General features: G+C 54.7%; 26 protein-coding genes and 1 tRNA gene. 19 read left to right on the plus strand and 8 right to left on the minus strand.

Annotation, left to right across the window (positions count from 1 at the left end; translation table 11 throughout):
• Positions 1 to 46 precede the first annotated feature (46 nt).
• Entirely contained in the window at positions 47 to 1,285 is a 1,239-nt protein-coding gene (locus AC0JZ1_RS10655) for a cytochrome P450 (RefSeq protein ID WP_471882340.1), read from the plus strand.
• 19 nt (positions 1,286 to 1,304) lie between these two features.
• Here AC0JZ1_RS10655 and AC0JZ1_RS10660 read toward each other — a convergent pair whose 3' ends face one another.
• The 3 genes from AC0JZ1_RS10660 to AC0JZ1_RS10670 form a co-directional block, all read right to left on the minus strand.
• Entirely contained in the window at positions 1,305 to 1,649 is a 345-nt protein-coding gene (locus AC0JZ1_RS10660; protein WP_471882341.1) for a cupin domain-containing protein, read from the minus strand.
• 9 nt (positions 1,650 to 1,658) lie between these two features.
• Positions 1,659 to 2,942, minus strand: a complete 1,284-nt coding sequence (locus AC0JZ1_RS10665) for an O-acetylhomoserine aminocarboxypropyltransferase (RefSeq protein ID WP_471882342.1) — start codon at positions 2,940 to 2,942, stop codon at positions 1,659 to 1,661.
• Positions 2,943 to 3,125: 183 nt separating this feature from the next.
• The gene (locus AC0JZ1_RS10670; protein ID WP_471882343.1) at positions 3,126 to 3,560 is read right to left on the minus strand and encodes a CoA-binding protein; all 435 of its coding nucleotides are present in this window, start codon (positions 3,558 to 3,560) and stop codon (positions 3,126 to 3,128) included.
• A 99-nt stretch (positions 3,561 to 3,659) separates the two neighbouring features.
• On the opposite strand from AC0JZ1_RS10670, the gene AC0JZ1_RS10675 reads away from it, so the two are divergent.
• The 8 genes from AC0JZ1_RS10675 (at position 3,660) to AC0JZ1_RS10710 (ending at position 8,937) form a co-directional block, all read left to right on the plus strand.
• The gene (locus AC0JZ1_RS10675; RefSeq protein ID WP_471882344.1) at positions 3,660 to 4,010 is read left to right on the plus strand and encodes a hypothetical protein; all 351 of its coding nucleotides are present in this window, start codon (positions 3,660 to 3,662) and stop codon (positions 4,008 to 4,010) included.
• A gap of 273 nt (positions 4,011 to 4,283) precedes the next feature.
• Positions 4,284 to 4,748, plus strand: a complete 465-nt coding sequence (gene rplM, locus AC0JZ1_RS10680) for a 50S ribosomal protein L13 (RefSeq protein ID WP_471882345.1) — start codon at positions 4,284 to 4,286, stop codon at positions 4,746 to 4,748.
• A 2-nt stretch (positions 4,749 to 4,750) separates the two neighbouring features.
• A complete protein-coding gene (rpsI, locus tag AC0JZ1_RS10685; protein ID WP_377395123.1) occupies positions 4,751 to 5,218 on the plus strand; it encodes a 30S ribosomal protein S9 in 468 nt (155 codons plus the stop codon).
• Between the two features lie 82 nt (positions 5,219 to 5,300).
• On the plus strand, positions 5,301 to 5,639 hold the full coding sequence (locus AC0JZ1_RS10690) for an antibiotic biosynthesis monooxygenase family protein (protein WP_471882346.1): 339 nt from the start codon (positions 5,301 to 5,303) through the stop codon (positions 5,637 to 5,639).
• A gap of 9 nt (positions 5,640 to 5,648) precedes the next feature.
• Positions 5,649 to 6,602 carry an agmatinase gene (gene speB / locus AC0JZ1_RS10695; RefSeq protein WP_471882347.1) on the plus strand — a complete coding sequence of 318 codons (954 nt, stop codon included), beginning with the start codon at positions 5,649 to 5,651 and terminating at the stop codon, positions 6,600 to 6,602.
• 70 nt (positions 6,603 to 6,672) lie between these two features.
• Positions 6,673 to 7,605, plus strand: a complete 933-nt coding sequence (gene argC, locus AC0JZ1_RS10700; protein ID WP_471882348.1) for an N-acetyl-gamma-glutamyl-phosphate reductase — start codon at positions 6,673 to 6,675, stop codon at positions 7,603 to 7,605.
• Between the two features lie 12 nt (positions 7,606 to 7,617).
• A complete protein-coding gene (locus AC0JZ1_RS10705; RefSeq protein WP_471882349.1) occupies positions 7,618 to 8,007 on the plus strand; it encodes a VOC family protein in 390 nt (129 codons plus the stop codon).
• A 159-nt stretch (positions 8,008 to 8,166) separates the two neighbouring features.
• Positions 8,167 to 8,937 carry a DODA-type extradiol aromatic ring-opening family dioxygenase gene (locus AC0JZ1_RS10710; RefSeq protein WP_471882350.1) on the plus strand — a complete coding sequence of 257 codons (771 nt, stop codon included), beginning with the start codon at positions 8,167 to 8,169 and terminating at the stop codon, positions 8,935 to 8,937.
• Positions 8,938 to 8,943: 6 nt separating this feature from the next.
• Here AC0JZ1_RS10710 and AC0JZ1_RS10715 read toward each other — a convergent pair whose 3' ends face one another.
• Positions 8,944 to 10,053 carry a COX15/CtaA family protein gene (locus tag AC0JZ1_RS10715; protein WP_471882351.1) on the minus strand — a complete coding sequence of 370 codons (1,110 nt, stop codon included), beginning with the start codon at positions 10,051 to 10,053 and terminating at the stop codon, positions 8,944 to 8,946.
• A gap of 117 nt (positions 10,054 to 10,170) precedes the next feature.
• Here AC0JZ1_RS10715 and AC0JZ1_RS10720 point away from each other — a divergent pair, with 117 nt between their 5' ends.
• Complete coding sequence (locus tag AC0JZ1_RS10720) at positions 10,171 to 10,383, plus strand: DUF2842 domain-containing protein (protein WP_471882352.1); 213 nt, start codon at positions 10,171 to 10,173, stop codon at positions 10,381 to 10,383.
• 97 nt (positions 10,384 to 10,480) lie between these two features.
• Positions 10,481 to 11,668, plus strand: coding sequence for a GNAT family N-acetyltransferase (locus AC0JZ1_RS10725; RefSeq protein WP_471883418.1), 1,188 nt, complete (start codon positions 10,481 to 10,483; stop codon positions 11,666 to 11,668).
• Here the strand turns inward: AC0JZ1_RS10725 and AC0JZ1_RS10730 are convergent.
• Positions 11,656 to 14,175 carry an exopolysaccharide transport family protein gene (locus tag AC0JZ1_RS10730; RefSeq protein WP_471882353.1) on the minus strand — a complete coding sequence of 840 codons (2,520 nt, stop codon included), beginning with the start codon at positions 14,173 to 14,175 and terminating at the stop codon, positions 11,656 to 11,658. The two genes, AC0JZ1_RS10725 and AC0JZ1_RS10730, sit on opposite strands and share 13 nt — an antisense overlap.
• A 192-nt stretch (positions 14,176 to 14,367) precedes the next feature.
• Between AC0JZ1_RS10730 and AC0JZ1_RS10735 the strand changes: the two genes are divergently transcribed.
• The 8 genes from AC0JZ1_RS10735 (at position 14,368) to AC0JZ1_RS10770 (ending at position 19,969) form a co-directional block, all read left to right on the plus strand.
• Entirely contained in the window at positions 14,368 to 14,946 is a 579-nt protein-coding gene (locus tag AC0JZ1_RS10735) for a polysaccharide biosynthesis/export family protein (protein ID WP_471882354.1), read from the plus strand.
• Between the two features lie 6 nt (positions 14,947 to 14,952).
• Positions 14,953 to 16,110 carry a glycosyltransferase family 4 protein gene (locus AC0JZ1_RS10740; protein ID WP_471882355.1) on the plus strand — a complete coding sequence of 386 codons (1,158 nt, stop codon included), beginning with the start codon at positions 14,953 to 14,955 and terminating at the stop codon, positions 16,108 to 16,110.
• A gap of 76 nt (positions 16,111 to 16,186) precedes the next feature.
• Positions 16,187 to 17,737, plus strand: a complete 1,551-nt coding sequence (locus AC0JZ1_RS10745) for an undecaprenyl-phosphate glucose phosphotransferase (protein ID WP_471882356.1) — start codon at positions 16,187 to 16,189, stop codon at positions 17,735 to 17,737.
• A gap of 62 nt (positions 17,738 to 17,799) precedes the next feature.
• Positions 17,800 to 18,978, plus strand: coding sequence for an O-antigen ligase family protein (locus AC0JZ1_RS10750; RefSeq protein ID WP_471883419.1), 1,179 nt, complete (start codon positions 17,800 to 17,802; stop codon positions 18,976 to 18,978).
• 37 nt (positions 18,979 to 19,015) lie between these two features.
• Positions 19,016 to 19,309 carry a helix-turn-helix domain-containing protein gene (locus AC0JZ1_RS10755; protein WP_471882357.1) on the plus strand — a complete coding sequence of 98 codons (294 nt, stop codon included), beginning with the start codon at positions 19,016 to 19,018 and terminating at the stop codon, positions 19,307 to 19,309.
• Between the two features lie 80 nt (positions 19,310 to 19,389).
• Positions 19,390 to 19,539 carry a hypothetical protein gene (locus AC0JZ1_RS10760; protein WP_471882358.1) on the plus strand — a complete coding sequence of 50 codons (150 nt, stop codon included), beginning with the start codon at positions 19,390 to 19,392 and terminating at the stop codon, positions 19,537 to 19,539.
• An 83-nt stretch (positions 19,540 to 19,622) separates the two neighbouring features.
• The gene (locus AC0JZ1_RS10765; RefSeq protein ID WP_471882359.1) at positions 19,623 to 19,811 is read left to right on the plus strand and encodes a hypothetical protein; all 189 of its coding nucleotides are present in this window, start codon (positions 19,623 to 19,625) and stop codon (positions 19,809 to 19,811) included.
• Positions 19,812 to 19,892: 81 nt separating this feature from the next.
• Positions 19,893 to 19,969, plus strand: a tRNA-Pro gene (locus AC0JZ1_RS10770).
• A 77-nt stretch (positions 19,970 to 20,046) separates the two neighbouring features.
• On the opposite strand, the gene AC0JZ1_RS10775 is transcribed toward AC0JZ1_RS10770, so the two are convergent.
• The 3 genes from AC0JZ1_RS10775 to AC0JZ1_RS10785 form a co-directional block, all read right to left on the minus strand.
• The gene (locus AC0JZ1_RS10775; RefSeq protein ID WP_471882360.1) at positions 20,047 to 21,000 is read right to left on the minus strand and encodes a flagellin N-terminal helical domain-containing protein; all 954 of its coding nucleotides are present in this window, start codon (positions 20,998 to 21,000) and stop codon (positions 20,047 to 20,049) included.
• Positions 21,001 to 21,356: 356 nt separating this feature from the next.
• Positions 21,357 to 21,893, minus strand: a complete 537-nt coding sequence (locus AC0JZ1_RS10780) for a MerR family transcriptional regulator (protein WP_471882361.1) — start codon at positions 21,891 to 21,893, stop codon at positions 21,357 to 21,359.
• Between the two features lie 244 nt (positions 21,894 to 22,137).
• Entirely contained in the window at positions 22,138 to 22,476 is a 339-nt protein-coding gene (locus AC0JZ1_RS10785) for an integration host factor subunit alpha (RefSeq protein WP_377396530.1), read from the minus strand.
• Positions 22,477 to 22,548 lie beyond the last annotated feature (72 nt).

Raw genomic sequence — 22,548 nt, forward strand, 5'->3', positions numbered from 1 at the left:
AGACTGCGGCTTTCTCTTTCTAAAAAGATAATCTAGTCACATAGGCATGACTGACTTTCTGCGCATCGACCCCGCCAATCGCCGTGTTTCCCTTAGTGGGCGTGACCCAGCCTTTTACGGCGATCCAAATCGCACTTATGCAAGGCTGCATTCTGAATGCCCCACCTTTTACTGGGAGGAGCAGAAACAGTGGTTCTTCACTGGTTATGACCATGTGAACAGCCTGCTGCGCGATCGGCGCTTCGGTCGTCAAATTCTACATATTGCCAGCCGGGAAGAGCTTGGGCTGCCCGAACCAGCAGCCCACACTACCAATTTCGATCTGGCGGAGCGCTATTCCTTGCTGGAAATTGAACCACCAGAGCATACGCGTTTGCGAACACTGGTGAATCGGGCCTTCGTTTCCCGTCACGTTGAAAAAATGAGCGGCGAAATCGAAGCATTGGCAAATGCGTTGATCGACGGTTTCGAGCAGGATGGAAAGACGGAACTGCTATCGACATTCGCCGACATTATCCCTGTAACCATGATTGCCCGCATGATCGGCATCCCCGAAGAGATGGGGCCTCAGCTTCTGAAATGGAGCCATGATTATGTGGGCATGTATATGTTCAAGCGCTCGCGTGCCGATGAAGATGCCGCAGATCGTTCAGCAAAAGAATTTGCTGATTATGTACGTACGGTGATCGCAGAGAGGCGGGTAAACCCGTGCGACGATCTTCTCAGCCACATGATCCACACTGAGCATAAGGGTCAGTTCCTGAGCGAGGAAGAGCTGATCTCGACAACCATCGTGCTGCTCAATGCCGGTCACGAAGCAACGGTGCATCAAATTGGCAATTCGGTTCGCGTCATTCTGGAAAGCGGCCTCGATCCGCAGGAGCTGTTCCGTGATGCGGCTGCCACGGAGCGTACCATTGAAGAAACGCTGCGCATCTGCGCGCCGGTGCACATCTTTCAGCGTTGGGCGCTGGAGGATGTCGAGATCGATGGCGTGCAGCTGAAGCGCGGCGACAAGGTGAGCCTTATTCTTGCTGCCGCCAATCTCGATCCGCAGAAATTCAGTGATCCTCTCACATTCAAACCTGATCGCAATGAAGGCGCAAACCTCTCCTTTGGAGCCGGCATTCACTTTTGTATCGGTGCGCCACTCGCGCGATTGGAACTGAACATCGTCCTGCCACTGTTGTTCAAGCGATTACCGGGCCTGAAGATTGCCGAGGCACCGCGGGTGAAGGATGTCTACCATTTCCACGGCTTGGAGCGTCTCGACCTAAGCTGGTGAGTTCATGTGATCCGGCAAATTACAGCCGGATCACATAATCCTTGCGAGTCGTTTCAATCACTTCCCAGGTTCCTTTGAAGCCGGGTGTCAGGATCAACCTGTCTCCCGGTCGCAAATGGATGGGCTCTCCGCCGTCCTCCGTAACGATGGAGTAACCCTTCAGGATCGAGAAATATTCCCATTCATCGTAGAGGATGTGCCATTTGCCGGGCGTTGCTTCCCACACTCCGGCATAAAGCCCGCCTTCCCTTTCATCGAGGCTCCACGTGCGAAATTTCGGATCGCCTGAAATGATGCGCTCCGGCGATAGAGCGCTCTCTTCCGGTTCAACGATGGAGAGGTCGAAAGGGATGGCTAAGCTCATGATAATACCTCAGATGCGAGCAAGCGATTGTTCTAGATCGGCAATGATATCTTTCGAGTCTTCGATGCCGACCGATAAGCGCACCACATCCGGCCCCGCACCGGCTGCGATCTGTTGCTCAGGTGTGAGTTGGCGATGGGTGGTGGAAGCCGGATGGATGACGAGAGAGCGCGTGTCGCCAATATTGGCCAAATGCGAAAAGAGCTTCAGCCCTTCAACGAAGCCCTTGCCCGCCTCATAGCCGCCCTTCAGGCCGAAGGTGAAAACGGCACCTGCGCCATTGGGCGAATATTGCTGCTGAAGTGCATGATTGGGATCATTCTCTAGCCCGGCATAGGAAACCCAGGACACCTTGTCATGCCCTTTCAACCAGCGAGCCACTTGCAAAGCGTTATCGCAATGGCGCTGCATACGAAGCGGCAGCGTCTCGATGCCTGTCAAAATCATGAAAGCGTTGAACGGTGAAATGGCGGGCCCCAGATCTCGAAGTCCGAGAACGCGTGCAGCAATGGCGAACGCAAAATTGCCGAAGGTCTGATGCAAAACGAGACCAGCATATTCTGGGCGAGGCTCGGAAAGCATGGGGTATCGACCCGATGCAGACCAATCGAAAGTGCCGCCGTCCACCAGAATACCACCCATGGAATTACCATGGCCACCTAGAAACTTGGTCAGTGAGTGGATCACGATATCTGCACCATGTTCAAGCGGACGCACCAGATAGGGGCTGGCCATGGTATTATCGACAATCAATGGCAGACCATGACGCTGAGCGACGTCCGCAATAGCTGCGATATCGACAAAGGTGCCGCCTGGATTGGCAAGGCTTTCGATGAAAATTGCCTGCGTATTGTCATCCACCTGCGCCGAAAAGCTCTCTGGATCGGCAGGATCAGCCCACCGCACTTCCCAGCCAAAGTTCTTGAAGGCATGGCCGAACTGGTTGATCGAACCGCCGTAGAGGCGCTTTGCGGCAACGAAGTTTGCGCCCGGCTTCATGATTGTGTGGAAAACCAGCATCTGCGCGGCATGACCTGAGGCGACCGCCAGAGCCGCGGTCCCGCCTTCCAGTGCCGCGACCTTTTCCTCAAGAACCGCCTGTGTCGGGTTCATGATTCGCGTGTAGATGTTGCCGAACTGCTGGAGGCCAAAGAGCGCTGCGGCATGGTCTGCATCGTTAAACACGAAGGACGTTGTTTGATAGATGGGGGTGGTGCGTGCACCCGTGGCAGGATCGGGCTTAGACCCGGCATGGATGGCAAGCGTGGAAAAACCGGGATTGTCGGTCGTCATGAATTCCTCCCCTGAAGTCAGCAATCTTTCACAGCGGCAGGCTGTGACTGGGAAGGACTATATCTTCACCGCGTTCAGGAAAACAAACCGCGAAAGGCCGCAAAGAGGAAGGTCAGATGGAATAATTTGCTGGCGGAAATCCTATTGGTGCAAAGTCAATTCCCGCCAGCAGATCTAGAACGGCTAGTGGTGACCCAAAAGCCTCGGATATTCGATAGCCGGGCAGCGATCCTGTACAACTTTCAAGCCAGCCTCCTCGGCTCTGGCTGCTGCGGCATCGTCCCGCACGCCAAGCTGCGTCCAAATCACATCAGGACGGTTTGGCATGGACAAGGCCTCGTCTACAACCTCGCCCAGATATTCAGACGCTCGGAAGACATCGACCATGTCGATCTTTTCATCGATATCTGAAAGGTGGCCAAATACCTTCTGGCCGTGGATTGTCTTACCAGACTGCCCCGGATTGACGGGAATGACATGATAGCCTTTGGAAAGCAGAAACCCCATCACACCATTGCTGGGGCGCGCCGGATTGGGAGATGCGCCGACCAGAGCAATTGTTTTTACGCTCTTTAAAATGTCCGCCACATAGCTTTCTGGGTACCGAGAATGATCCATGGCTTCGTACTCCTTCTCATTGGATGCGACCGAAGAACCTCTTGGATAGTTACGAGTTTATCTCGTCTAGGTTCCTGACGTTTTAAAGGAAAAACTCAAATGCGTATGCATCTTGGATTACTGATCGCTGCCACACTGCTAACCTCAACGGCATCTGGGCCTGCGCTGGCGATTTCACGCTACAACTCCACCGGCATGACGTGTGAGTCGGTGCAGAGAACGATCGCACGCGAAGGTGCTGCCATCTTCCGCTATAAAGGACGAACCGGCGCAACGCTTTATGATCGATATGTTGCAGACGAACGTTTCTGCGCTGGCGGCGAATTTGCAAAATCCGGCACGATCCCCACGCGTGACACGTCAGCCTGCCCGGTTCGCCATTGTGAAATGCGCCCCTCTCCGGAGGATTGCAGCGGCATCACCGACGACGGCTGTTTCGGCTGGCGGTAACCCTTCATCATGCCCGTGGCCCAGTGGAGATAAGAAAATTTTATGTGGTAATATAAAACCACACGTCTAAGTACTTGATATATGTATGCTATTTTTCCGCAATCCCATTCAGCTCTTCTTGACGCCTCGGCCTTGGCCACGTATAAGCCGCCGCAAGATGCGCGCACACTTCGTGCGCGTTTCTTTTTGGCTCGAAAACGCGCCAAACCAAGCAACAAGAAACGCCCGAGTAGAGGCTTGCCTCGCTACGGGATCACCAAGAAGAGAGCACATATGTCTACCTTCGTACAGAAGCCCGCAGAGGTGGAGAAGAAGTGGGTGCTGATCGACGCCGAAGGTCTCGTCGTCGGCCGTCTCGCCACCATCATCGCTAACCGTCTTCGCGGCAAGCACAAGGCAACCTACACGCCTCACGTTGACGACGGCGACAACGTCATCGTTATCAATGCTGACAAGGTTGTTTTCACCGGCAAGAAGTACACCGACAAGAAGTACTACTGGCACACCGGCTACCCAGGCGGCATCAAGGAGCGCACTGCGCGCGCCATCATCGAAGGCCGCTTCCCGGAGCGCGTTCTCGAGAAGGCTGTTGAGCGCATGATCCCGCGCGGCCCGCTCGGTCGTCGCCAGATGAAGAACCTGCGCGTCTACGCTGGCTCCAACCATCCGCATGAAGCACAGCAGCCCGTCTCTCTCGACGTGGCCAAGCTCAGCAACAAGAACACAAGGAGCGCCTAAGTATGGCTGACCTTTCTTCCCTGAAGGACCTCGGCACCGCTGCTCAGGCTTCCGCTCCTGTTCATGAGCGTAAGGTTGATGCCCAGGGTCGTTCCTACGCAACTGGCAAGCGCAAGAACGCGGTCGCCCGCGTTTGGGTCAAGGCTGGTTCCGGCAAGATCATCGTCAACGGCAAGGACTACTCGGCGTACTTCGCTCGCCCGGTCCTCCAGATGATCCTGCAACAGCCGATCGTCGCCGCTGCCCGCAACGGCCAGTTCGACATCGTTGCCACCGTTGCTGGTGGTGGTCTCTCCGGTCAGGCCGGTGCCGTTCGTCACGGCATCTCCAAGGCCCTCACCTACTTCGAACCGGGCCTGCGCTCCGTTCTGAAGAAGGGCGGCTTCCTCACTCGCGATAGCCGCGTAGTCGAGCGTAAGAAGTACGGTAAGGCCAAGGCCCGCCGTTCGTTCCAGTTCTCCAAGCGTTAATCGCTGGGATACCGGAAACGGATCAAGACAAGGCGGGGCTTCGGCTCCGCCTTTTTTATTTGTTCAGGCTTGGGGGATTTTGATGGCCAGCTCCAGTCTCACCCTACCAGCACCGCCCTACTACGTTGTGTGCTTCTCATCTCAGCGGAAACCGGGGCATGATGGTTATGGCGCCATGGCTGATGCGATGGTTGATCTGGCCCGAAAGCAGCCGGGCTTTCTCGGCTTGGAAAGCGTACGAGGCACGGACGGATTTGGCATCACCAACTCTTTCTGGAAAGACGAAGAGAGCATAAGAGCCTGGAAAGCGGTCATTTCACATCAGGCTGCACAGCATTTGGGCCGCGAAAAGTGGTATGAGGATTATCGCGTGATCGTCGCAAAAGTAGAACGCGCTTATGGCATTGATAAAGAAGTCTGAGGAAAGAGTATGGCCTCCAAGTCTATTGATAACGCCTTCACAGCTAAAGCCATTCGCGGCGCGGCGACGGACCCTACCTATGCGGGTGTGCTTTCCTTCATGCGGCGCATCTATTCCAAGGAGGTAACAGATGCAGATGCTGTTATCCTTGGCATTCCTTTCGATGCGGCGGTGTCCAACCGTCCCGGCGCTCGCTTTGGGCCGCAAGCCATTCGGCGCGCCTCTGCTATTTTCGACAATGACCCGCAATATCCTTTCGCCCGCGATCTCTTTGAGCAGATGGCTGTGATCGACTACGGCGACGTGCTTCTCGACTACGGCAACCATCACAAAACACCTGAACTGATCGAGAATGAAGCAGCCAAGATCATTGCGTCAGGCGCTTATCTGCTCGGTCTTGGCGGTGATCACTATGTGACATGGCCGCTTTTGAAAGCCCATGCAGCGAAGCATGGGCCACTTGCGCTCGTCCACTTCGATGCCCATCAGGATACATGGGATGATGACGGCATGCGGATCGATCATGGCTCGTTCGTGTGTCGCGCCGTTCGTGAAGGCATCATCGACCCGGTCCGCTCGATCCAGATCGGTATTCGCACGGAAGCGCCGGAAGATTTTGGCATCCGCATTATCCGTGGCTACACGGTGGAGGATATGAGTTCTCAAGCGATTGCCGATGCCATCCTCTCACACGTCGGTGCGAGTGCGTGCTATCTAACATTCGACATCGATTGCCTTGATCCGGCTTTCGCCCCCGGTACGGGCACACCCGTCGCTGGCGGCCCCTCCTCGGCCAAGATTCTCTCGGTCCTGCGCAAACTTGGAAGCTTGGATATCCGAGGTTCGGATATCGTAGAGGTCGCACCCGCTTACGACCATGCCGATATCACCGCCATTGCCGGTGCAACGGTCGCCATGTATATGCTGGGACTGCGGGCAGAGCGACTGGCAAATGGCCGTTAACAAATTGAATCAAGAAGCGGATAAACTGATTCCGCTTTTCCTCCTAAACCTCTGAATTCGGAACAAAGATATGAGCGCGAAAATCTTGATCGATGGCGAACACGGCACCACGGGACTGCAAATCCGCACCCGCATGGCCGGCCGTCGCGATGTTGAATTGCTCTCCATTCCTGAAGCCGAACGCCGCAACGCCGCCATGCGTGAAGACATGCTCAACAGCGCGGATATCGCCATTCTCTGCCTGCCGGATGACGCGTCCCGCGAAGCCGTTTCCATGGTTTCCGGCAACAACAATGTGCGCATTATCGACACCTCAACCGCATTTCGCGTTGCAGATGATTGGGCATACGGCTTTGCCGAAATGGATCGCGAACAGGCGGACAAGATTCGCGCAGCGCGTCATGTCGCCAATCCAGGCTGCTACCCGACAGGCGCAATTGCGCTCATTCGCCCCTTGCGCGCCGCAAACCTTTTGCCGGATGGTTATCCGGTTAGCGTCAACGCCGTGTCTGGTTATACCGGCGGCGGCAAGCAGATGATTGCCCAGATGGAAGACCAGTCGCGGGAAGACGCCATCAGCGCCAACAATTTCCTCTATGGTCTTACACTCAAGCACAAGCATGTGCCGGAGATGAGAACCCACGGACTGCTCTACCGTGCCCCCCTCTTCTCGCCTTCTGTGGGCCGCTTCCCGCAAGGCATGATCGTGCAGGTTCCGCTCTTTCTTGATGATATGGCGACTGGCACCACGATGGAAAGCATACACGCTGCCTTGGTTGCCCATTACGCCGGGCAGGATATCGTTTCGGTCGTTTCGCTGGAAGAAAGCGCGAAGCTTGGACGCATCGATGCGGAGGAACTTGCAGGCAAGGATACGATGAAGCTTTTCGTATTCGGCACGCCCGGCGGATCGCATGTGAATCTGGTAGCGCTGCTGGATAATCTCGGCAAGGGTGCATCCGGTGCTGCCGTTCAGAACATGGATTTAATGCTCTCAGCCTGAGGAATTGCGAGAATGCTCGATCATCTCGGACTATCTGTTGCCGACCTCCAGCGTTCTCGCGCTTTTTATGATGTGGTGATGCCAGCCATTGGGGCATCTTGCGTCATGTCCATCACGCTTGATGAGAGCAACGGGTCCTATGAAGGTGCAGGGTACGGACGTGACGGAAAACCATCTTTCTGGATCGGAAGCGGCGGGCGCACCAAAGGATCGCTGCATGTGGCTTTCGCTGTCTCTTCACGAGCCGAAGTGGATGCCTTCCATGCAGTAGCACTGGCGGCAGGCGGCGCAGACAACGGTGCACCCGGCCTTCGTCCGCATTATCACCCTCATTACTATGCTGCTTTTGTGATTGACCCTGAGGGCAACAACATCGAAGCAGTATGTCACGCTCCGGCTTGAGATTCCGCTTTCGTTCATTTTTATTGAACGAATTGTCGTTCCCATCGATCATTTTCAGAAACAATCAACCTCGCTACTGTGAAACCAACAGCGAGGTGAGCTATGTCGCACAGGTTTCCGGTCTATTTCATCCCCCATGGTGGAGGGCCTTGGCCTTTCATGGAATTTCCAAAGAATGAGCAAGGCAAAGGGCCTTGGGATGATCTTGGGCAGTTCTTGCGCGGTCTGGACAAAGAGATTGGCCGTAGACCCAAGGCGGTTCTGGTTATCTCCGGCCATTGGGAAAATGAACCTGTCCCCACTGTCAGCACGGCACAGCAGCCGTCCATGCTGTTTGATTACTACAATTTTCCGCCGCATACCTACGAACTGAGCTATCCGGCGCCGGGCTCTCTGGATCTGGCCTCCCGCGCACGGCAACTTCTGAGAGAAGCGGGAATTGACTCTGCGGAAGATGCCTCACGCGGCTACGACCACGGCGTATTCATTCCATTCATGCTGATCTATCCGCAGGCAGATGTGCCAATCACCATGCTTTCTCTCAAGAATACTCTGGACTTCGAAAGCCACGTTGCCATCGGCAAGGCCTTGGAGCCGCTGCGTGACGAGGATGTTCTGATTATTGCGTCGGGCATGACCTATCACAACATGCCGATGTTCCGCCGCGCCGATCCTGACCATGTGTTGGAGGCCGAGCGATTTGATGAGTGGCTGGCCACAGCCATCGAAGAACCAGAGATCGCCGTTCGCGAAGAGCGGCTCGCCAGCTGGCAAGAAAATCCCGATGCCAGGGCATGCCATGTGCCTGATCATGACCATCTCGTCCCCCTGTTTGTCGCAGCAGGTGCGGCAGGAGCCGATCAAGGAAAACGAGTGTTTACCACCGATTTTCTCGGCAAACCCTATTCGGCCTTCAGATTCGGCGAATAGCAAGGATCAGGCGGTTACCGCCTGATCCTTCTCGAACTCTCCATAAAAGCCCCGCCAGTGGGATATGGCATAAGCCAAGACAACCAATCCGCCAGCTTGGTGAAGCAAGCCCATCTCAATGGGTACATGCAGCAACAAGGTGGTGATGCCGATGGTGGCCTGTAGGCACACGAGACCAAAGAGGATCATCGCACCTCTGGCGTGCCTGGTGCCGGGCGTCAGACGCACGGATTGAACCATGTGGATGAAGGTCAAGAGCAGCAGCAGATAGGCACCACAGCGGTGCACGAACTGCACGGTTTTTGGATTTTCGAACAAATTGATCCACCAAGGATGCTGAACGAACAAGTCGCCTGGGATCAACGCACCATCCATCAAGGGCCAGGTATTGTAGGTAAAGCCAGCGTCCAATCCAGCGACCAACGCACCAAGATAAATCTGGAATAGGGCCAGGAATGCGAGCCCGGCTGCGGCCAAATGCGAGTGTGCAGTCGGCGGGCGGTCAACCTTTTGCGGTGTCAGCCCACGCATAATCCAGACACAGGCGGCAAAAATCATACAGGCAATCGTCAGGTGCGTGGCCAACCGGTATTGTGAGACATCGACGCGCACGGAAAGTCCGGATGACACCATCCACCACCCAACAAAACCCTGAAAGCCACCCAACGCCAGCAACCCGACCAACGGCCAGCGAACACGCTTCTCCACCCGACCACTCAACCAGAAGAAGAGAAGCGGCAGCCCGAAAACAATACCGATAGTGCGGGCCAGAAGGCGGTGCGCCCATTCCCACCAGAAGATCGTCTTGAATTCATCCAGCGTCATGCCATGGTTCAGCTGCGCGTATTGCGGAATACGCTGATAAAGCTGGAACTCTTCCTCCCATTCGGCGACAGAAAGGGGTGGAACCACGCCATGAATAGGCTTCCACTCCGTAATGGAGAGGCCCGAATTCGTCAGCCGCGTTGCTCCGCCCACCAAGACGAGACAGAAGAGCACACCGATCACGACTTTCAACCAAAGCCGCAGGGCCGAGCGGTTGCTTTCCAGTCGGCGCGTCGCCTCACCAGACACCAAGGGTATTGCCGATGACGTCGCCATATCTTCTCCTGACATTCGTCAACATTGCCTTTTCTCGTTGATTTGCCTCACCCGCCGGTGCAAAACAAGCCCTTAACCTTTGCGGCATGCCGTCGCGCCTAGAGCGCGTCGATCAAGTGGGAATGGAAGACGATGCCTGTTCGATTAAAGAAGTTTATCGGCACAATTCTGATCATCGTCCTCGTGTCTGTCTATGCGGTGCTGGCGACAACCATTGCCACGCTGACGTTGTCGCAGTCTCCTTGGTATGTGCACCTGCTTTATTTCCTTTTGACAGGGGTTTTATGGATTCTTCCGGCCATGTTCATCATCCGTTGGATGGCGGGACCCAAGCAAGTTTCTTAACCATGCCCGCCGAAGATTTGACCTTGTTGACTTAGGCTAACGGCTTTTTTCCCTCTGGGCTCTAACCTGCCGCGCAAAGAAGCAAGCCGTGGTAGCCATGAACCAGCAACCGTTAAAAGCCACCTGGGGAACCGGGCACTCACCATTGCAGATTGATGTTCATGAGGACCCAGCGGTCATCATGGACCAGTGGGTTGAGTTGGCATGCCGGGCAGAAAATTCCCTTCATCAAAGCCCCGAATGGTGCCTGGCCTGGTACCAGAGCCACGCTGAAAAGCCTTTGGTCATTCACGCACGGTCGGATGATGAAACCCGCTTCATTCTGCCTCTCATGGTGTCAGAGCTCGGCGCGATCCGGGTGGCTCGCTTCCCGGCTCATCAGTTCAATAACTTCAATAGCGGCATAATGGCGGATGGCTATCATCTGGCCGGCGACTATTCAGAGGCACTTCTGCAAAACCTGAGACAGGTTCTTAGTCGTCATGCGGATGTTCTCATTCTGGATGCCGTCGCTCTCGAATGGCAAGGAAAACGCCATGCATTTTCAGCATTTCCATCCATTACGCACACGAACCCTTCATTTCAGCTGCCACTTTTTGAAAGCTTCGAACAGACGCTTGCTCAGGTTAACGCCAAACGCAGGCGGAAGAAGTTCCGGCTCCAGGTAAGACGCATGGAAGAAGCGGGCGGTTACGAAGTCTATACACCCTCCACAACTTGCGAGCAGCACGCTCTGCTTGATCTGTTTTTCCAGCAGAAGCATGATCGGTTTCAGGCTGCTGGCTTACCGGATGTCTTCCAGCCTCAAAAAATCCAAACTTTCTTCCATGCCCTTCTCGATGCACCTAACACCGACCATGATTATCCTTTGCGACTGAGCGCGCTGCGCTTGAAAGCTGGCGGTGAGGGCGACATTGCTGCCATTTGCGGCTTGTCGCGTGCGCAAGGTCACGTCATTTGTCAATTTGGCTCTATTGATGAGCGGCGCGTGCCTGATGCAAGTCCGGGCGAATTATTGTTCTGGCATGTTATTGAAAACGCTTGCTCCACCGGGGCTTCGCTCTTTGATTTTGGCATGGGCGATCAGGCTTACAAGCGTAGTTGGTGTCCGGTTGAGACCAAACATCATGATCTCATTGTGCCGCTTAACGCCAAAGGTCGATTGGCTTCACTTGCCCATCGTGGCTTCATTCGCCTCAAAAGCGGGCTGAAGCAAAACAAGAGCCTTTACAGGCTCTTGCAAAAGGTCAGAGCAAAGAGCGCCGCGATTGATCAGGCCGCATGACGCCCGCTGCGGCGCGGCTTGCCGGATAGATCTGTCGTCATTGCCAGCACATTGGCGTATCCAGCATTTCGGAAGATTGCCAGCTGTTCTTCCACCACATCCGGCGCTGCATCACCAAGCGAAATGAGCACCTGCGCATCGCCTTGCTGGCTCAGTCGGCTCAAGCTGCGCGGATCTGCCTGTCCACATTCCACAAGTACGATATCATAGGCACCTGCCAGAGCGTCGAAAATCATGGTGAGGCGGTCAGCACCGCGCATAGCCTTTACGGCATCTGCCGCACCTTGCGGAATGATGTGTGCATCTGACAAACGGTCTGGATGGATGGCATCACCGAAGGCAATCAATCCACATAGAAGGTCAGTAATGCCCGGAAGCGTGGCGTTGCCGTTCATCAGGCGGGATGGGCAGGCAGAGCCGGTCATATCGATAACCACAACGCTTCGGCCAAGCTCTGCCATCTCACGGGCCAGCAGAACCGTGGCTGTCGAACCATCATCGCCAGTCGGTGACACCGCAATTGCCAGCGGCACGCCGCTCCGCGCCAAAAGGTCGCGCACTGTTTCAAGGCTGAGGCCGCCGAGTTTTTCCGGTTGTAATGCTTGGCCTGCTAGGATGGGCTCCGCCGCCTCTTCAGCCACCACCGTAACCTGTTCGGCTTGGACGAACTTGTCGTCGGGAACGGGCTGGACCGCAGCTTCCGGCTTCGACTCTGCCGCTGTATCATTTAGCTCAACGGAAGAGACAACACCGTCCTGGACGGGCTTGGTCGGGGCCACGCCGAACGGCACTCGCTGGCTGACCAATGGAGGCTCATCATCACCTGCGGCGGCAGAATTAACCGGATCGAGAACTACAACCTCTTCCGCTTTTGGTGATCTGATCTTCATCAAGCGGTCGCGAATATCCGCGCCTGTCACGGCAATACGCGAAGCGCCCTCGCCTGCCAGCTTTTCTTTCAAGAAGGGCAGTCGCAATTTGTTCTTTTCTTTTACCGGGGCTTCGACCGCGCTCTCATGCAGTTCCCCAGACGTGACCGGCTTGATTTTGGAGCCAGACTCTGCCGTGGCACGAGTAACGACAGGCGTATCAACCCGTTGTCGAACGTCAACAGTTGATGGACGCAAACCACGGCCGCTGAACAAAGCAGTGATGATGATGCCAAGCATCTGTAGGATGAGTGCCGCGAGCGCCACCACAATGGTGATAGGCAGCACCTTGGGGAAATAGGGCTCAGATGGTTCCAGCGCGGTGGAGACAACCCGCGCATCGGCTGGCGTCGAAACACGGTCAGCACGCGATGCCGCTTCACGATAGCGGGCAAGATAGCTCTCGAGCAATTGCCGTTGTGATGCTGCTTCGCGCTCCAAAGCCCGCAGACCCACTTCCTCTTCCCCAGCGCGGGCAGAATCGGCCTTCATATTGGTCATTTGCGCATTCAGCTGATCTTCGCGAAGGCGCGCCACCTGCGCTTCACTTTCGGCAGCAGAAAGGATCTTGCGTGTCTCGGTCTGTATCTGCTGGCGAATGCCAGCCAATTGTGCGCGAAGGCCCTTTAGCCGAGGGTGGCCATCCATCAGCGAAATCTGAAGATCCGCAATCTGCGCCTGCAAATTGGCTTCTGTTTCCTTGAGGCGCTGGATCATGGGGGAAGCCATGACATCAGCCAAGCTATCGTAGCCTGCACCTGTGTTCAGCGCACGACGCACATTTTCAGCACGCGCTTCCGCCGTGGCGCGTTCCGTGCGCACACGGGCAAGCTCCGTGGAAACATCGTTCAACTGCCGCTCGGAAAAGCTCGTATTGTCCGATGATCGGAAGAGACCGGCAGAACTGCGATAATCCGCGACCTTCTTTTCAGCCTCCTGCACTTTCACACGAAGGCTCTCAATTTCAGGTTCCAACCATCGGGTGGTCTCCGTGTGATTGTCCAGCTTCGCGCCGCTCTGCATGGAGAGATAGACCTCTGCCATTTTGTTAGGGATGGCAGCCGCAAGCGACGGATCGTGCGAGGAAAACTCAATTGCGATGACGCGAGAGCCTTCAACCGGATAAACCTGCAACTTTTCCTTGAAGGTCTTCAACACCCGATCTTCAGAGGCAAGATCCATAGGGTTGGATTTCATGCCAAGCGCAACAAGCGGATTTGGCAGGAGTGAATGCGCATCCGGATCGAATTCTTTCAACTCATTCAGTTTCATATCCTGAATGACCTGCTTGATGAGGTCCGTCGATTGAATGATCTGTGCCTGGCTGACGATGTTGTATTGGTCGAGAAGCGGATCGCTTCCCATCTGTGTTTCGCGACCTGCCACGGATGTTTCCCGGGTCTCGATCAATAGCCTTGTCTCTGCCTTGTAATCCGGCTTCATCGAACCCACGATCACAAAGGCTATTCCACCGGCTAAAATAGTTGTTGCCAATATCCGCAGACGGCGCTCCCAAACGGCGCTCATCAATTGGCCAATATCAATATCCGCATCCTGATTGCCGCTTACGCCAGACATAACGCGTACTCCAAACATACTATGGGCCGCACCGTAAAGGATCATAGTAAGCGTGCAGTTAACGGCACTCCGGGCATTTTCCTGTTTTCGTACGAGGATGAAAATGGGGCAGGTTTGGCATTTCTTTACCGGCCATTAACCCTACGAGACGATAAAGAGGCGGTCACTTATCAAAGGCGGAGTTCGGCGCGGATGTCGCTCGCACGATACAAACCTGTCATGGCGTTGGCGCTGGCCATCTCGGCGCTTGTCGGCCTGCCCGGGTGCACGTCATACGCGCCTGCGCCCAAGGCTTTTCACGAAGCGACGATCCAACCCTATCGGTTGGATAGTGGCGACCGTTTGCGCGTCACTGTTTTTGAACAGCCTAGCCTTTCCAACACCTATACGGTGGATCAGGCAGGCTACATCTCCTTCCCCTTGATCGGCCAGGTTACGGCACGCGGCCAAAGTCTGACGGGTCTTTCGGGCGCAATCGCCAGCAAATTGCGACAAGGCTATCTGCGTGACCCGGACGTCTCCATCGAAATCGACCGTTATCGTCCCGTCTTCGTCATGGGTGAGGTTGGTCGTCCCGGCCAATATTCGTATGTGCCTGGCATGACCGCGCAAAATGCCATTGCGATTGCCGGTGGCTTCACTGCTCGCGGCAACCAGCAGAATGTCGATGTCACCCGCAAAGTGAACGGACAGGTCTTCACCGGAAGGACGACGATTTCTGAGCCGGTTCTGGCGGGAGATACGATTTACGTCCGCGAGCGGCTGTTCTGATCACCTATGGCCGCCACGCGTCCGCTCCGCATCATTCACTGCTTTCGTTCGCCCATTGGCGGGATATTTCGCCATGTCCGCGATCTCGTAGAAGAACATGCGGCTGCGGGCCATGAGGTCGGCATCCTCTGCGACAGCTCCACCGGGGGCGCTTATGAGGATGCCCTGTTCCAAGCCCTGAGCCCAAGTCTGGCGCTCGGCCTCATGCGCTTGCCCATCCGGCGGGCCATTACACCAGGAGACTTGCTGGCTCTACGACAGAGCTATCGACATATTCAAAGTTTGCAACCGGATGTCTTGCATGGCCATGGCGCTAAGGGTGGCGTGGTGGCGAGGCTTATCGGTTCAACCCTGCGGGCAAACAAGTATCGCGTAGCCCGCCTCTATTCTCCACATGGCGGCAGTCTGCATTACAGCCGTTCCAGTATCACAGGCCAGATTGTGCTTCGACTCGAGCGCCTTTTGGAGCGCTTTTGCGACCAACTGGTTTTCGTCTGCGATTATGAGCGTCGCACTTATGAAGAGCGGGTCGGCAAACCACAGGTTCCGAACATCGTCATCTACAATGGCATTCGCGATAGCGAATTCGAGGCGATCCAGTCCGTACAGAATGCTGCGGACTTCCTCTATATCGGCATGATGCGGGACCTTAAGGGCCCAGATGTCTTCATCGATGCATTTCAACGTGCCGAACACGAAACCGGTCGCTCACTCAGCGCACTCATGGTGGGCGATGGGCCAGACAAGGAGCGCTACAGGGAGATGCTGCAGGCTCGCGGGCTTAGTGACCGGATCAAGATGCACGATGCAATGCCAGCGCCCCGAGCATTTGCCCTTGCCGATATTGTTGTCGTACCATCGCGCGCGGAAGCCATGCCCTATATCGTTCTGGAAGCACTGGCTGCCGAAAAGCCATTGATCGCCACCAAGGTGGGCGGCATTCCAGAAGTGCTGGGAAAGGACAATGCAGCTCTCGCAAAGCCCGGAGACGCAGAAGATCTCGCTCGTCTGATGGCAGAGGCGCGAACAAATGCGGATTGGCAGGAAATTAATATGCCGCGCCCGGCTTCTTTCCAGCAGCGCTTCTCTGCCTCGGTCATGGCAGGCACCATGATTGAACTTTACAATCATCTAATCCAATCACAGAGCTCAAAACTTTCTTAGCATCTTGCTGCTAAAGCTACCCAATACGCAGAATGAGACAGCGCCGCCCGCGCGTCTGCAATGGGGTCCATGTGCGATGAGCGAACCGGCACATAGCCAAGAACTGGATATAGAAGCCCTTCGTCGCAAAGTTTCGGAAATCGAGAGCAGAAGCCCCGCGACTTCGGCAGAGGCAAAAGTCGACCTCAACCCGTTCGCGCAACAGATCGCAGAACAGTTTCGCGCTACCAGCACGACACCGGCTCTCTTGATCGGGCAGTATCGACTGGCTGAAGGCTCGGTTTTCATACTCACATCTTTATGCGCGTCCCTCCTGGGGACATGGGATGGCTCGTTCTCTCTTGCCCGCTACCTGCTCATTTCGCTGGCTTCCGCGATGCTGGCTGTTCTTTTTCTTCAAATTACGGATACCTATCAAATCCCATCCTTACGCGCTCCCCGCCGCATGGTTTGGCGCGTGTTGACATGTTGGGGCATCGGCAGTTTCCTTCTCGCGCTTTTGTCTTGGATTGAGGGCTTCAGTATGCCCTTGGTGGCACTCACCACGCATCTGCTGGGTGGCACAGCGGCAATACTTACATTTCGATATCTGATGTCGATTGCCATCCGCCACTGGGCGCGCAATGGCATTATGGAACGGCGCGCCGTCATTGTGGGTGGCGGGCAACCTGCACGAGATTTGGTTCGTGCACTGGAAGCACAGCCGGAAAATGACATTCGCATTTGCGGGCTTTTTGATGATCGCGGCGGTGATCGTTCGCCGGATGTCGTGGCCGGCTATCCGAAGCTCGGCACCTTCGCCGAACTGGTTGAATTTGCCCGGCTCGCTCGAATTGATATGCTCATCATCGCTTTGCCTGCCTCGGCGGAACAGCGGATTCTGCAGCTTCTTCGCAAGCTGTGGGTGTTGCCGGTCGATATCCGTCTTGCCGCTCATGCCCAGCAATTGCGCTTCCGTCCACGTGCCTATAGCCATGTGGGCGCCGTTCCCATGCTCGATATTTTCGACAAACCTTTGCGGGATTGGGATTCGGTTTCAAAACGCGCCTTCGATATATTTTTCTCAGTCATTGCTTTGGCCTTGGCGTGGCCGATCATGATCGTTTGCGCGATTGCGGTGAAGGCAACTTCAAAGGGTCCTGCCCTCTTTGTGCAGAAGCGTCACGGCTTCAACAATGAAGTCATCAACGTTCTCAAATTCCGGTCCATGTACACCGAACTGAGCGACCCGACCGCGAAGAAAGCCGTGACGAAGAATGATCCTCGCGTCACGCCCGTAGGTCGCTTCCTGCGCAAGTCTTCGCTCGACGAGTTGCCGCAAATCTTCAACGTGCTGCGTGGCGATCTCTCGCTCGTTGGTCCACGGCCGCACGCGGTCCATGCGCAAACCGGGGACCGGAAATATGTTGATGTGGTGGAGAGCTATTTTGCCCGTCATCGAGTCAAACCAGGCGTCACGGGTTGGGCCCAAATCAATGGCCTGCGCGGTGAACTGGATAGCGATGAGAAGATCAGGGCGCGAACGGCGCATGATCTTCACTATATTGAGAACTGGTCAATCCTGCTCGATCTGAAGATCCTCTTTTTGACACCGATACGTCTTCTGAACACGGAGAATGCGTATTGACCGTCGTTACGCCAGATCTGCAAGCGCGGCCCCACAATCCACAAACAGTGGCGCTGCGCCTCATGGGCTCGGCCATGGTGGCTTTCGGCGTGTTTCTGTCCGGCTTTGTCATGAGCGAGCCTGCTCCTTACGAAGTCTTCATGGCATCTCAAATTGCTATCTGGTTTCTGCTGGGCCTCAAAATCTCCCGTGCGGTCGCACCACTTCTCATCCTTTTCTTGTTGTTCAACATCGGCGGTATCTTTTCTATAACCGTCATGAACAACACGACGGGCGCGCCTCTCTATATGGCCGTCTCCACTTTCCTGGCGCTTAGCTCGGTATTTTATGCAGCCATCATAGAAGACGGGCACAGGCGTTTAAGGCTGATCTTCCGGGCATGGGTTGTAGCGGCCACCATCACGTCGGTCCTCGGCATCCTCGGCTACTTCCATGCGTTTCCGGGATCACAGGTTTTTACCCGTTATGATCGCGCGATGGGCGCATTTCAGGACCCGAACGTCTTCGGTCCTTATCTCGTCGCGCCGACGCTCTACCTGATCCACCAATTGCTGCGCACGCGCCTCTCGCGGGCTGTTTTTTACGTGCCCGGCATCCTCATTTTGGCGTTGGGCATATTTCTTTCCTTCTCACGCGCCGCTTGGGGCCTTTTCGCTTTCGCCACCATTGCGTTGATCGTTGTGATGTTGCTGAAGGAGCGGACGGCAGCCTTCCGCATGAAGATCTTTACGCTGGGCATTGCGGCCATCGTGCTGCTGGTTGTTGCGGTTGCCGGTGCCATGCAATCAAAAAAGGTATCGGATCTCTTCATGAACCGCGCCAAGCTGGTTCAGGATTATGACGGCGCACGCCTCGGTCGCTTTGAGCGTCACAAAATGGGTTTCCTCATGGCTATGGAGCGCCCGCTCGGTCTTGGCCCCATGGTGCTTGGCAAAATGTTTGGCGAAGACGAGCATAATATCTGGCTGAAATCACTCACAACCTACGGCTGGTTAGGCTTCGTCAGCTATCTCATCCTTATGTGGTCGACGCTTCTTATCGGCTTCCGCTACGTACTGCGAGAACGACCGTGGCAACCATTCCTCATGATCGCGTGGCTTACGCTTGCCGGACATGCACTGATCGGCAATGTCATCGACCTTGACCACTGGCGCCACGTCTACATGCTCTTCGGCATCATCTGGGGCTGTTTTGCTCTGGAGCAAAAATGGATGCGAAATCAGGACCGCACCTCACTGTGATCTTGATTTCCAGCACCGCAGCGCCAGTTCCTAATGTATGTTGACCGCTGACCACATCCGCGCGGCACGGGCCGCACTGAACATTTCCGTACAACAACTTGCTGATGCTTCAGGTCTTCGGCCGGAAGATATCGAAGCCGCCGAAAGTGGCACCATGATCGGCGACCTCTCCAAGATGGAGCGTCTCGAGGCTGCTCTGAGCGGCCTTGGTATTGTACTGCTCCGCCACGGAGAGGACGATCCTGGCGTAGGCCCCGGTTTGCGATGGCGTGATACACGCCGTGACGAGGGTACCCGGCCTGAAGATCTAAGTTCCGCCAACGACGGCTAGTGTCCGTTTTTTGATTAAGCCCTGGAACAAGTTATGCGTCTCGGCGTTAGACGCCGCCTCGTAACACTCAAGGAGTATTTATGGCTCGTTCCAACGGTCTTTATCTTGTCATCGGTGCGCTGGTTGTGCTCGTCGTCGGCCTCGGTGCTTACGTGATTCATGAGCAAACCAAGCCGAAGGGTGTGGAGATGAGCATTTCCAGCGACGGCGTAAAAGTCGAAGAAAAATAACCGGATGGCATAAAGTTTATCTTATCCGTGACGGAACAAATATGAGTGGTTGTCGTTGATGCTCGAAATTCATGGGGGAAGCGATGACCACACATTTCGATCAAAAACACACGGAAGCCAACCCGCCCAAGAGAGTTTGGAACGTGAGCGAGTTCGCTAAGCGCTATCGTCTGGACGCACGCGAGGAAAAACGGCTTCTTAAGCTCCTGGGGCCGTTCGCCTCAGAGCACGAATTGCTGATGAATGCCACGAGAGCACCCGTCTTCCGCTGAACTGACAGGAAAACCTCTTAACAGGGCTTGCGTCAAATGCTGCAAGTCATTATGGAGGTCTTGGCTTCGCAAGAAGCAGGTCGGGGCGTAGCGCAGCCCGGTAGCGCACTTGACTGGGGGTCAAGGGGTCGCTGGTTCAAGTCCAGTCGCCCCGACCATTTATCCCCTTGAGTATCCAGTCAAAAAATTTCCTTAGACATTGATCCTTATGATCCTTTGCTGCCAAGCAAAGCGGTTATTGGAACAATTTCATAAAGGCTTCCGGCTCAGCATTGGCGATAGACAATGATTGAGCAGCCAGCTGTTGCTGTGTCTGCAACGCTTTCAGGCGCGTCGATTCCTCGTTCATATCCGCATCGACCAATATGCCTGTGCCCCGCGTAAGGCTATCGCGCAGCTGTGCCACAAATTCAGTCTGTGCAGATATGCGTTGCACAATGGAGCCTAAACTGGCTGCTGCATCTGCAATGTACTGGATCATCATATCCACGACCTTCAACATATCGTCGATGTCTTCGGGTGTGGTGGACGCAGTCAGCGAAATCGTCGGGTGAATATTATGGTTTTTCCCATTCATCAGAACCCACTCGGTCGCAGTGCCAAGCTTCCGGGCAAATTCCACATTCGTCAAAATGCCATTGTGGTAGCTATCGTCCAGAAGATGCTTGGTGCCGAGGTCAGTGGCCATATCATAAGATAGAGTTTGCAGCGCAACAGAGCCGGAAGCATCGCGTGTAAAGGAGCCTACGACCCTTTTTGGCTCGTCATCTGTCGCATCGATACGATAAAGCCAATTCTGCCCATTAAAGCTGGAAGACTCGACAATCGAGTAGATCTGCCCTTTGAATTGATCCAATTCCTTGTTGATTTTGGTTTTATCGACGCCTGGCTCACGCGCAGCTACGAGGCTTTTCTTGATTTTATCCACCACTTGAAGCGTGGCATCCATCCCCGTATAGCTCACCTCAGCCAACGCTGCACCTAGTCCCAAGGCATCCTCGACAGACGACAAAGCAAGGTTGTCGGAACGCATGGTCGTTGCGATCGACCAATAGGCAGCATTGTCCTTCGCTTCACCAATTCTGTAGCCGGATGAAATATGCGCTTGGGTTTCACTCATACTTGCAGAAACGGAACGCAGAGTGGAGAGAGCGGCGATTGAACTGATATTTGTATGCACGCTCGCCATATTAAGCATTCCCTGAATTTCAACCCAGGGAAGTTATTATGCATTCATAGTTAATGAATTATTTCAGCTTCTGGCAAATCGCAATTAAAAGCAATCTTGGTCCAAAAGCTTACAATTTTAGGATTTCAGTTTCATGCAAGTTTACGGTATCATCGTTCCACGGCATAAACCGAGGGGTGAGGTTTTCATGGCGCTATCCGGGCGAATTTTCCTAATGGGTCTTGTTCTGTTTACCATTTGTGTGCCGCTTGCCGCAAAGAAAGCAGAAGCTTTATCGCGCCATCAGCAGACGCAGACTCTTTCGAAGGTTAGGGCTTGATCATTGCACTGATAGCAGTGGCAATAACCGTCAGATCCTAGCGCACCTGATCAAGCAATCTTTTGCATTCCAGAAGATCGAAGAGAGCTTCCTGCAGAAGCGCACGATCCTCCTTTCCGATTGAACTTTTGCCAATCGAAACTTCCAAATCATCCTCGCTTGAGCTGCCAAAGCTGAAGAACCTCCCACTGGGCTTGGTCTTTGGCTTGCCCAGAACTTGATCCTCGTCCGCAATCACTCCCACCTTTGGCTCGGCTCCGCGGTCGCTATTGGCTGCCATGATGGCTTCCATCGTCGCCATATCGCCTGTCGCAATGGCGGTAACGAACTTGTTGCCGTTTGATTTCAGCAGCTTCTGGACACCTTTGATCGTGTAGCCGTGATCGTAAAGCAGGTGGCGAATGCCTTTCAGCAGATCCACGTCTTCCGGGCGATAGTAGCGCCTGCCTCCTCCACGCTTCATTGGCTTGATTTGCGGGAAACGTGTTTCCCAAAATCGCAAGACGTGCTGTGGCAGATCCAGATCATCGGCAACCTCGCTGATGGTACGGAATGCATCCGGGCTCTTATCCACGTTGCGAACTCCCTGATTCTCAATAGAGCGGTTGAAATAGTGAAACCGGATAAGCTCTCAATGAATCACCGTTGATCCTTCTAGGCAATGTATATTCAACGCCTTGCGGGGAAGATTTCAAGCGGCAAGTCTACCCATGAACAGACTTAAAACGCCGTTTCAGAAGCCTAAAGAGATTAGCGACAACGAAAGCGGCCGGCGCATTCAGCACCGGCCTTGCTCGCATTCATCACTCAATAGTAGGTTAACTGGCAGGATTGGCCGGCTTCTGCTTGGCTTTCCGCGCAAGATGAGACTTCAGAATTCGCTGCTTCAAGACATTCGAAGCCTTGAAGGTCATAACCCTGCGCGGCGAAATAGGGACCTCTTCGCCGGTCTTCGGATTGCGACCTATACGCTCATTTTTGGAGCGTACCTGAAAGGTAGCGAAGGAAGAAAGCTTGACCGTTTCGCCGCGAACAATGGCGTTGCAGATCTCATCGATGACTGTTTCCACCAATTCAGCGGATTCAGTTCTCGACAGACCGACTTTGCGAAACACCGACTCTGCCAAATCTGCCCGTGTTACTGTTTTACCGGCCATGACCCTCGCCCATTTCGGTGATGTATTGATCAATTTTTTCAAACACTATGTTTGTTAAAGCGCAGGGTCAAG

The sequence above is a fragment of the Affinirhizobium capsici genome (assembly GCF_977018625.1).

Bases quoted from the DNA above. Each gene is read 5' to 3' on its own strand.
- AC0JZ1_RS10760 (WP_471882358.1), top strand. From the start codon at position 19,390: ATGGCTCGTTCCAACGGTCTTTATCTTGTCATCGGTGCGCTGGTTGTG.
- AC0JZ1_RS10720 (WP_471882352.1), top strand. From the start codon at position 10,171: ATGCCTGTTCGATTAAAGAAGTTTATCGGCACAATTCTGATCATCGTC.
- AC0JZ1_RS10660 (WP_471882341.1), bottom strand. From the start codon at position 1,649: ATGAGCTTAGCCATCCCTTTCGACCTCTCCATCGTTGAACCGGAAGAG.
- AC0JZ1_RS10745 (WP_471882356.1), top strand. From the start codon at position 16,187: ATGAGCGAACCGGCACATAGCCAAGAACTGGATATAGAAGCCCTTCGT.
- AC0JZ1_RS10710 (WP_471882350.1), top strand. From the start codon at position 8,167: ATGGAATTTCCAAAGAATGAGCAAGGCAAAGGGCCTTGGGATGATCTT.
- AC0JZ1_RS10665 (WP_471882342.1), bottom strand. From the start codon at position 2,942: ATGACGACCGACAATCCCGGTTTTTCCACGCTTGCCATCCATGCCGGG.
- AC0JZ1_RS10775 (WP_471882360.1), bottom strand. From the start codon at position 21,000: ATGGCGAGCGTGCATACAAATATCAGTTCAATCGCCGCTCTCTCCACT.
- AC0JZ1_RS10675 (WP_471882344.1), top strand. From the start codon at position 3,660: ATGCGTATGCATCTTGGATTACTGATCGCTGCCACACTGCTAACCTCA.
- AC0JZ1_RS10740 (WP_471882355.1), top strand. From the start codon at position 14,953: ATGGCCGCCACGCGTCCGCTCCGCATCATTCACTGCTTTCGTTCGCCC.
- speB (WP_471882347.1), top strand. From the start codon at position 5,649: ATGGCCTCCAAGTCTATTGATAACGCCTTCACAGCTAAAGCCATTCGC.
- AC0JZ1_RS10670 (WP_471882343.1), bottom strand. From the start codon at position 3,560: ATGGATCATTCTCGGTACCCAGAAAGCTATGTGGCGGACATTTTAAAG.
- AC0JZ1_RS10785 (WP_377396530.1), bottom strand. From the start codon at position 22,476: ATGGCCGGTAAAACAGTAACACGGGCAGATTTGGCAGAGTCGGTGTTT.
- AC0JZ1_RS10765 (WP_471882359.1), top strand. From the start codon at position 19,623: ATGACCACACATTTCGATCAAAAACACACGGAAGCCAACCCGCCCAAG.
- rplM (WP_471882345.1), top strand. From the start codon at position 4,284: ATGTCTACCTTCGTACAGAAGCCCGCAGAGGTGGAGAAGAAGTGGGTG.
- AC0JZ1_RS10755 (WP_471882357.1), top strand. From the start codon at position 19,016: ATGTTGACCGCTGACCACATCCGCGCGGCACGGGCCGCACTGAACATT.
- AC0JZ1_RS10730 (WP_471882353.1), bottom strand. From the start codon at position 14,175: ATGTCTGGCGTAAGCGGCAATCAGGATGCGGATATTGATATTGGCCAA.
- AC0JZ1_RS10725 (WP_471883418.1), top strand. From the start codon at position 10,481: ATGAACCAGCAACCGTTAAAAGCCACCTGGGGAACCGGGCACTCACCA.
- rpsI (WP_377395123.1), top strand. From the start codon at position 4,751: ATGGCTGACCTTTCTTCCCTGAAGGACCTCGGCACCGCTGCTCAGGCT.
- AC0JZ1_RS10655 (WP_471882340.1), top strand. From the start codon at position 47: ATGACTGACTTTCTGCGCATCGACCCCGCCAATCGCCGTGTTTCCCTT.
- AC0JZ1_RS10735 (WP_471882354.1), top strand. From the start codon at position 14,368: ATGTCGCTCGCACGATACAAACCTGTCATGGCGTTGGCGCTGGCCATC.
- AC0JZ1_RS10690 (WP_471882346.1), top strand. From the start codon at position 5,301: ATGGCCAGCTCCAGTCTCACCCTACCAGCACCGCCCTACTACGTTGTG.
- AC0JZ1_RS10750 (WP_471883419.1), top strand. From the start codon at position 17,800: ATGGGCTCGGCCATGGTGGCTTTCGGCGTGTTTCTGTCCGGCTTTGTC.
- AC0JZ1_RS10705 (WP_471882349.1), top strand. From the start codon at position 7,618: ATGCTCGATCATCTCGGACTATCTGTTGCCGACCTCCAGCGTTCTCGC.
- AC0JZ1_RS10715 (WP_471882351.1), bottom strand. From the start codon at position 10,053: ATGTCAGGAGAAGATATGGCGACGTCATCGGCAATACCCTTGGTGTCT.
- argC (WP_471882348.1), top strand. From the start codon at position 6,673: ATGAGCGCGAAAATCTTGATCGATGGCGAACACGGCACCACGGGACTG.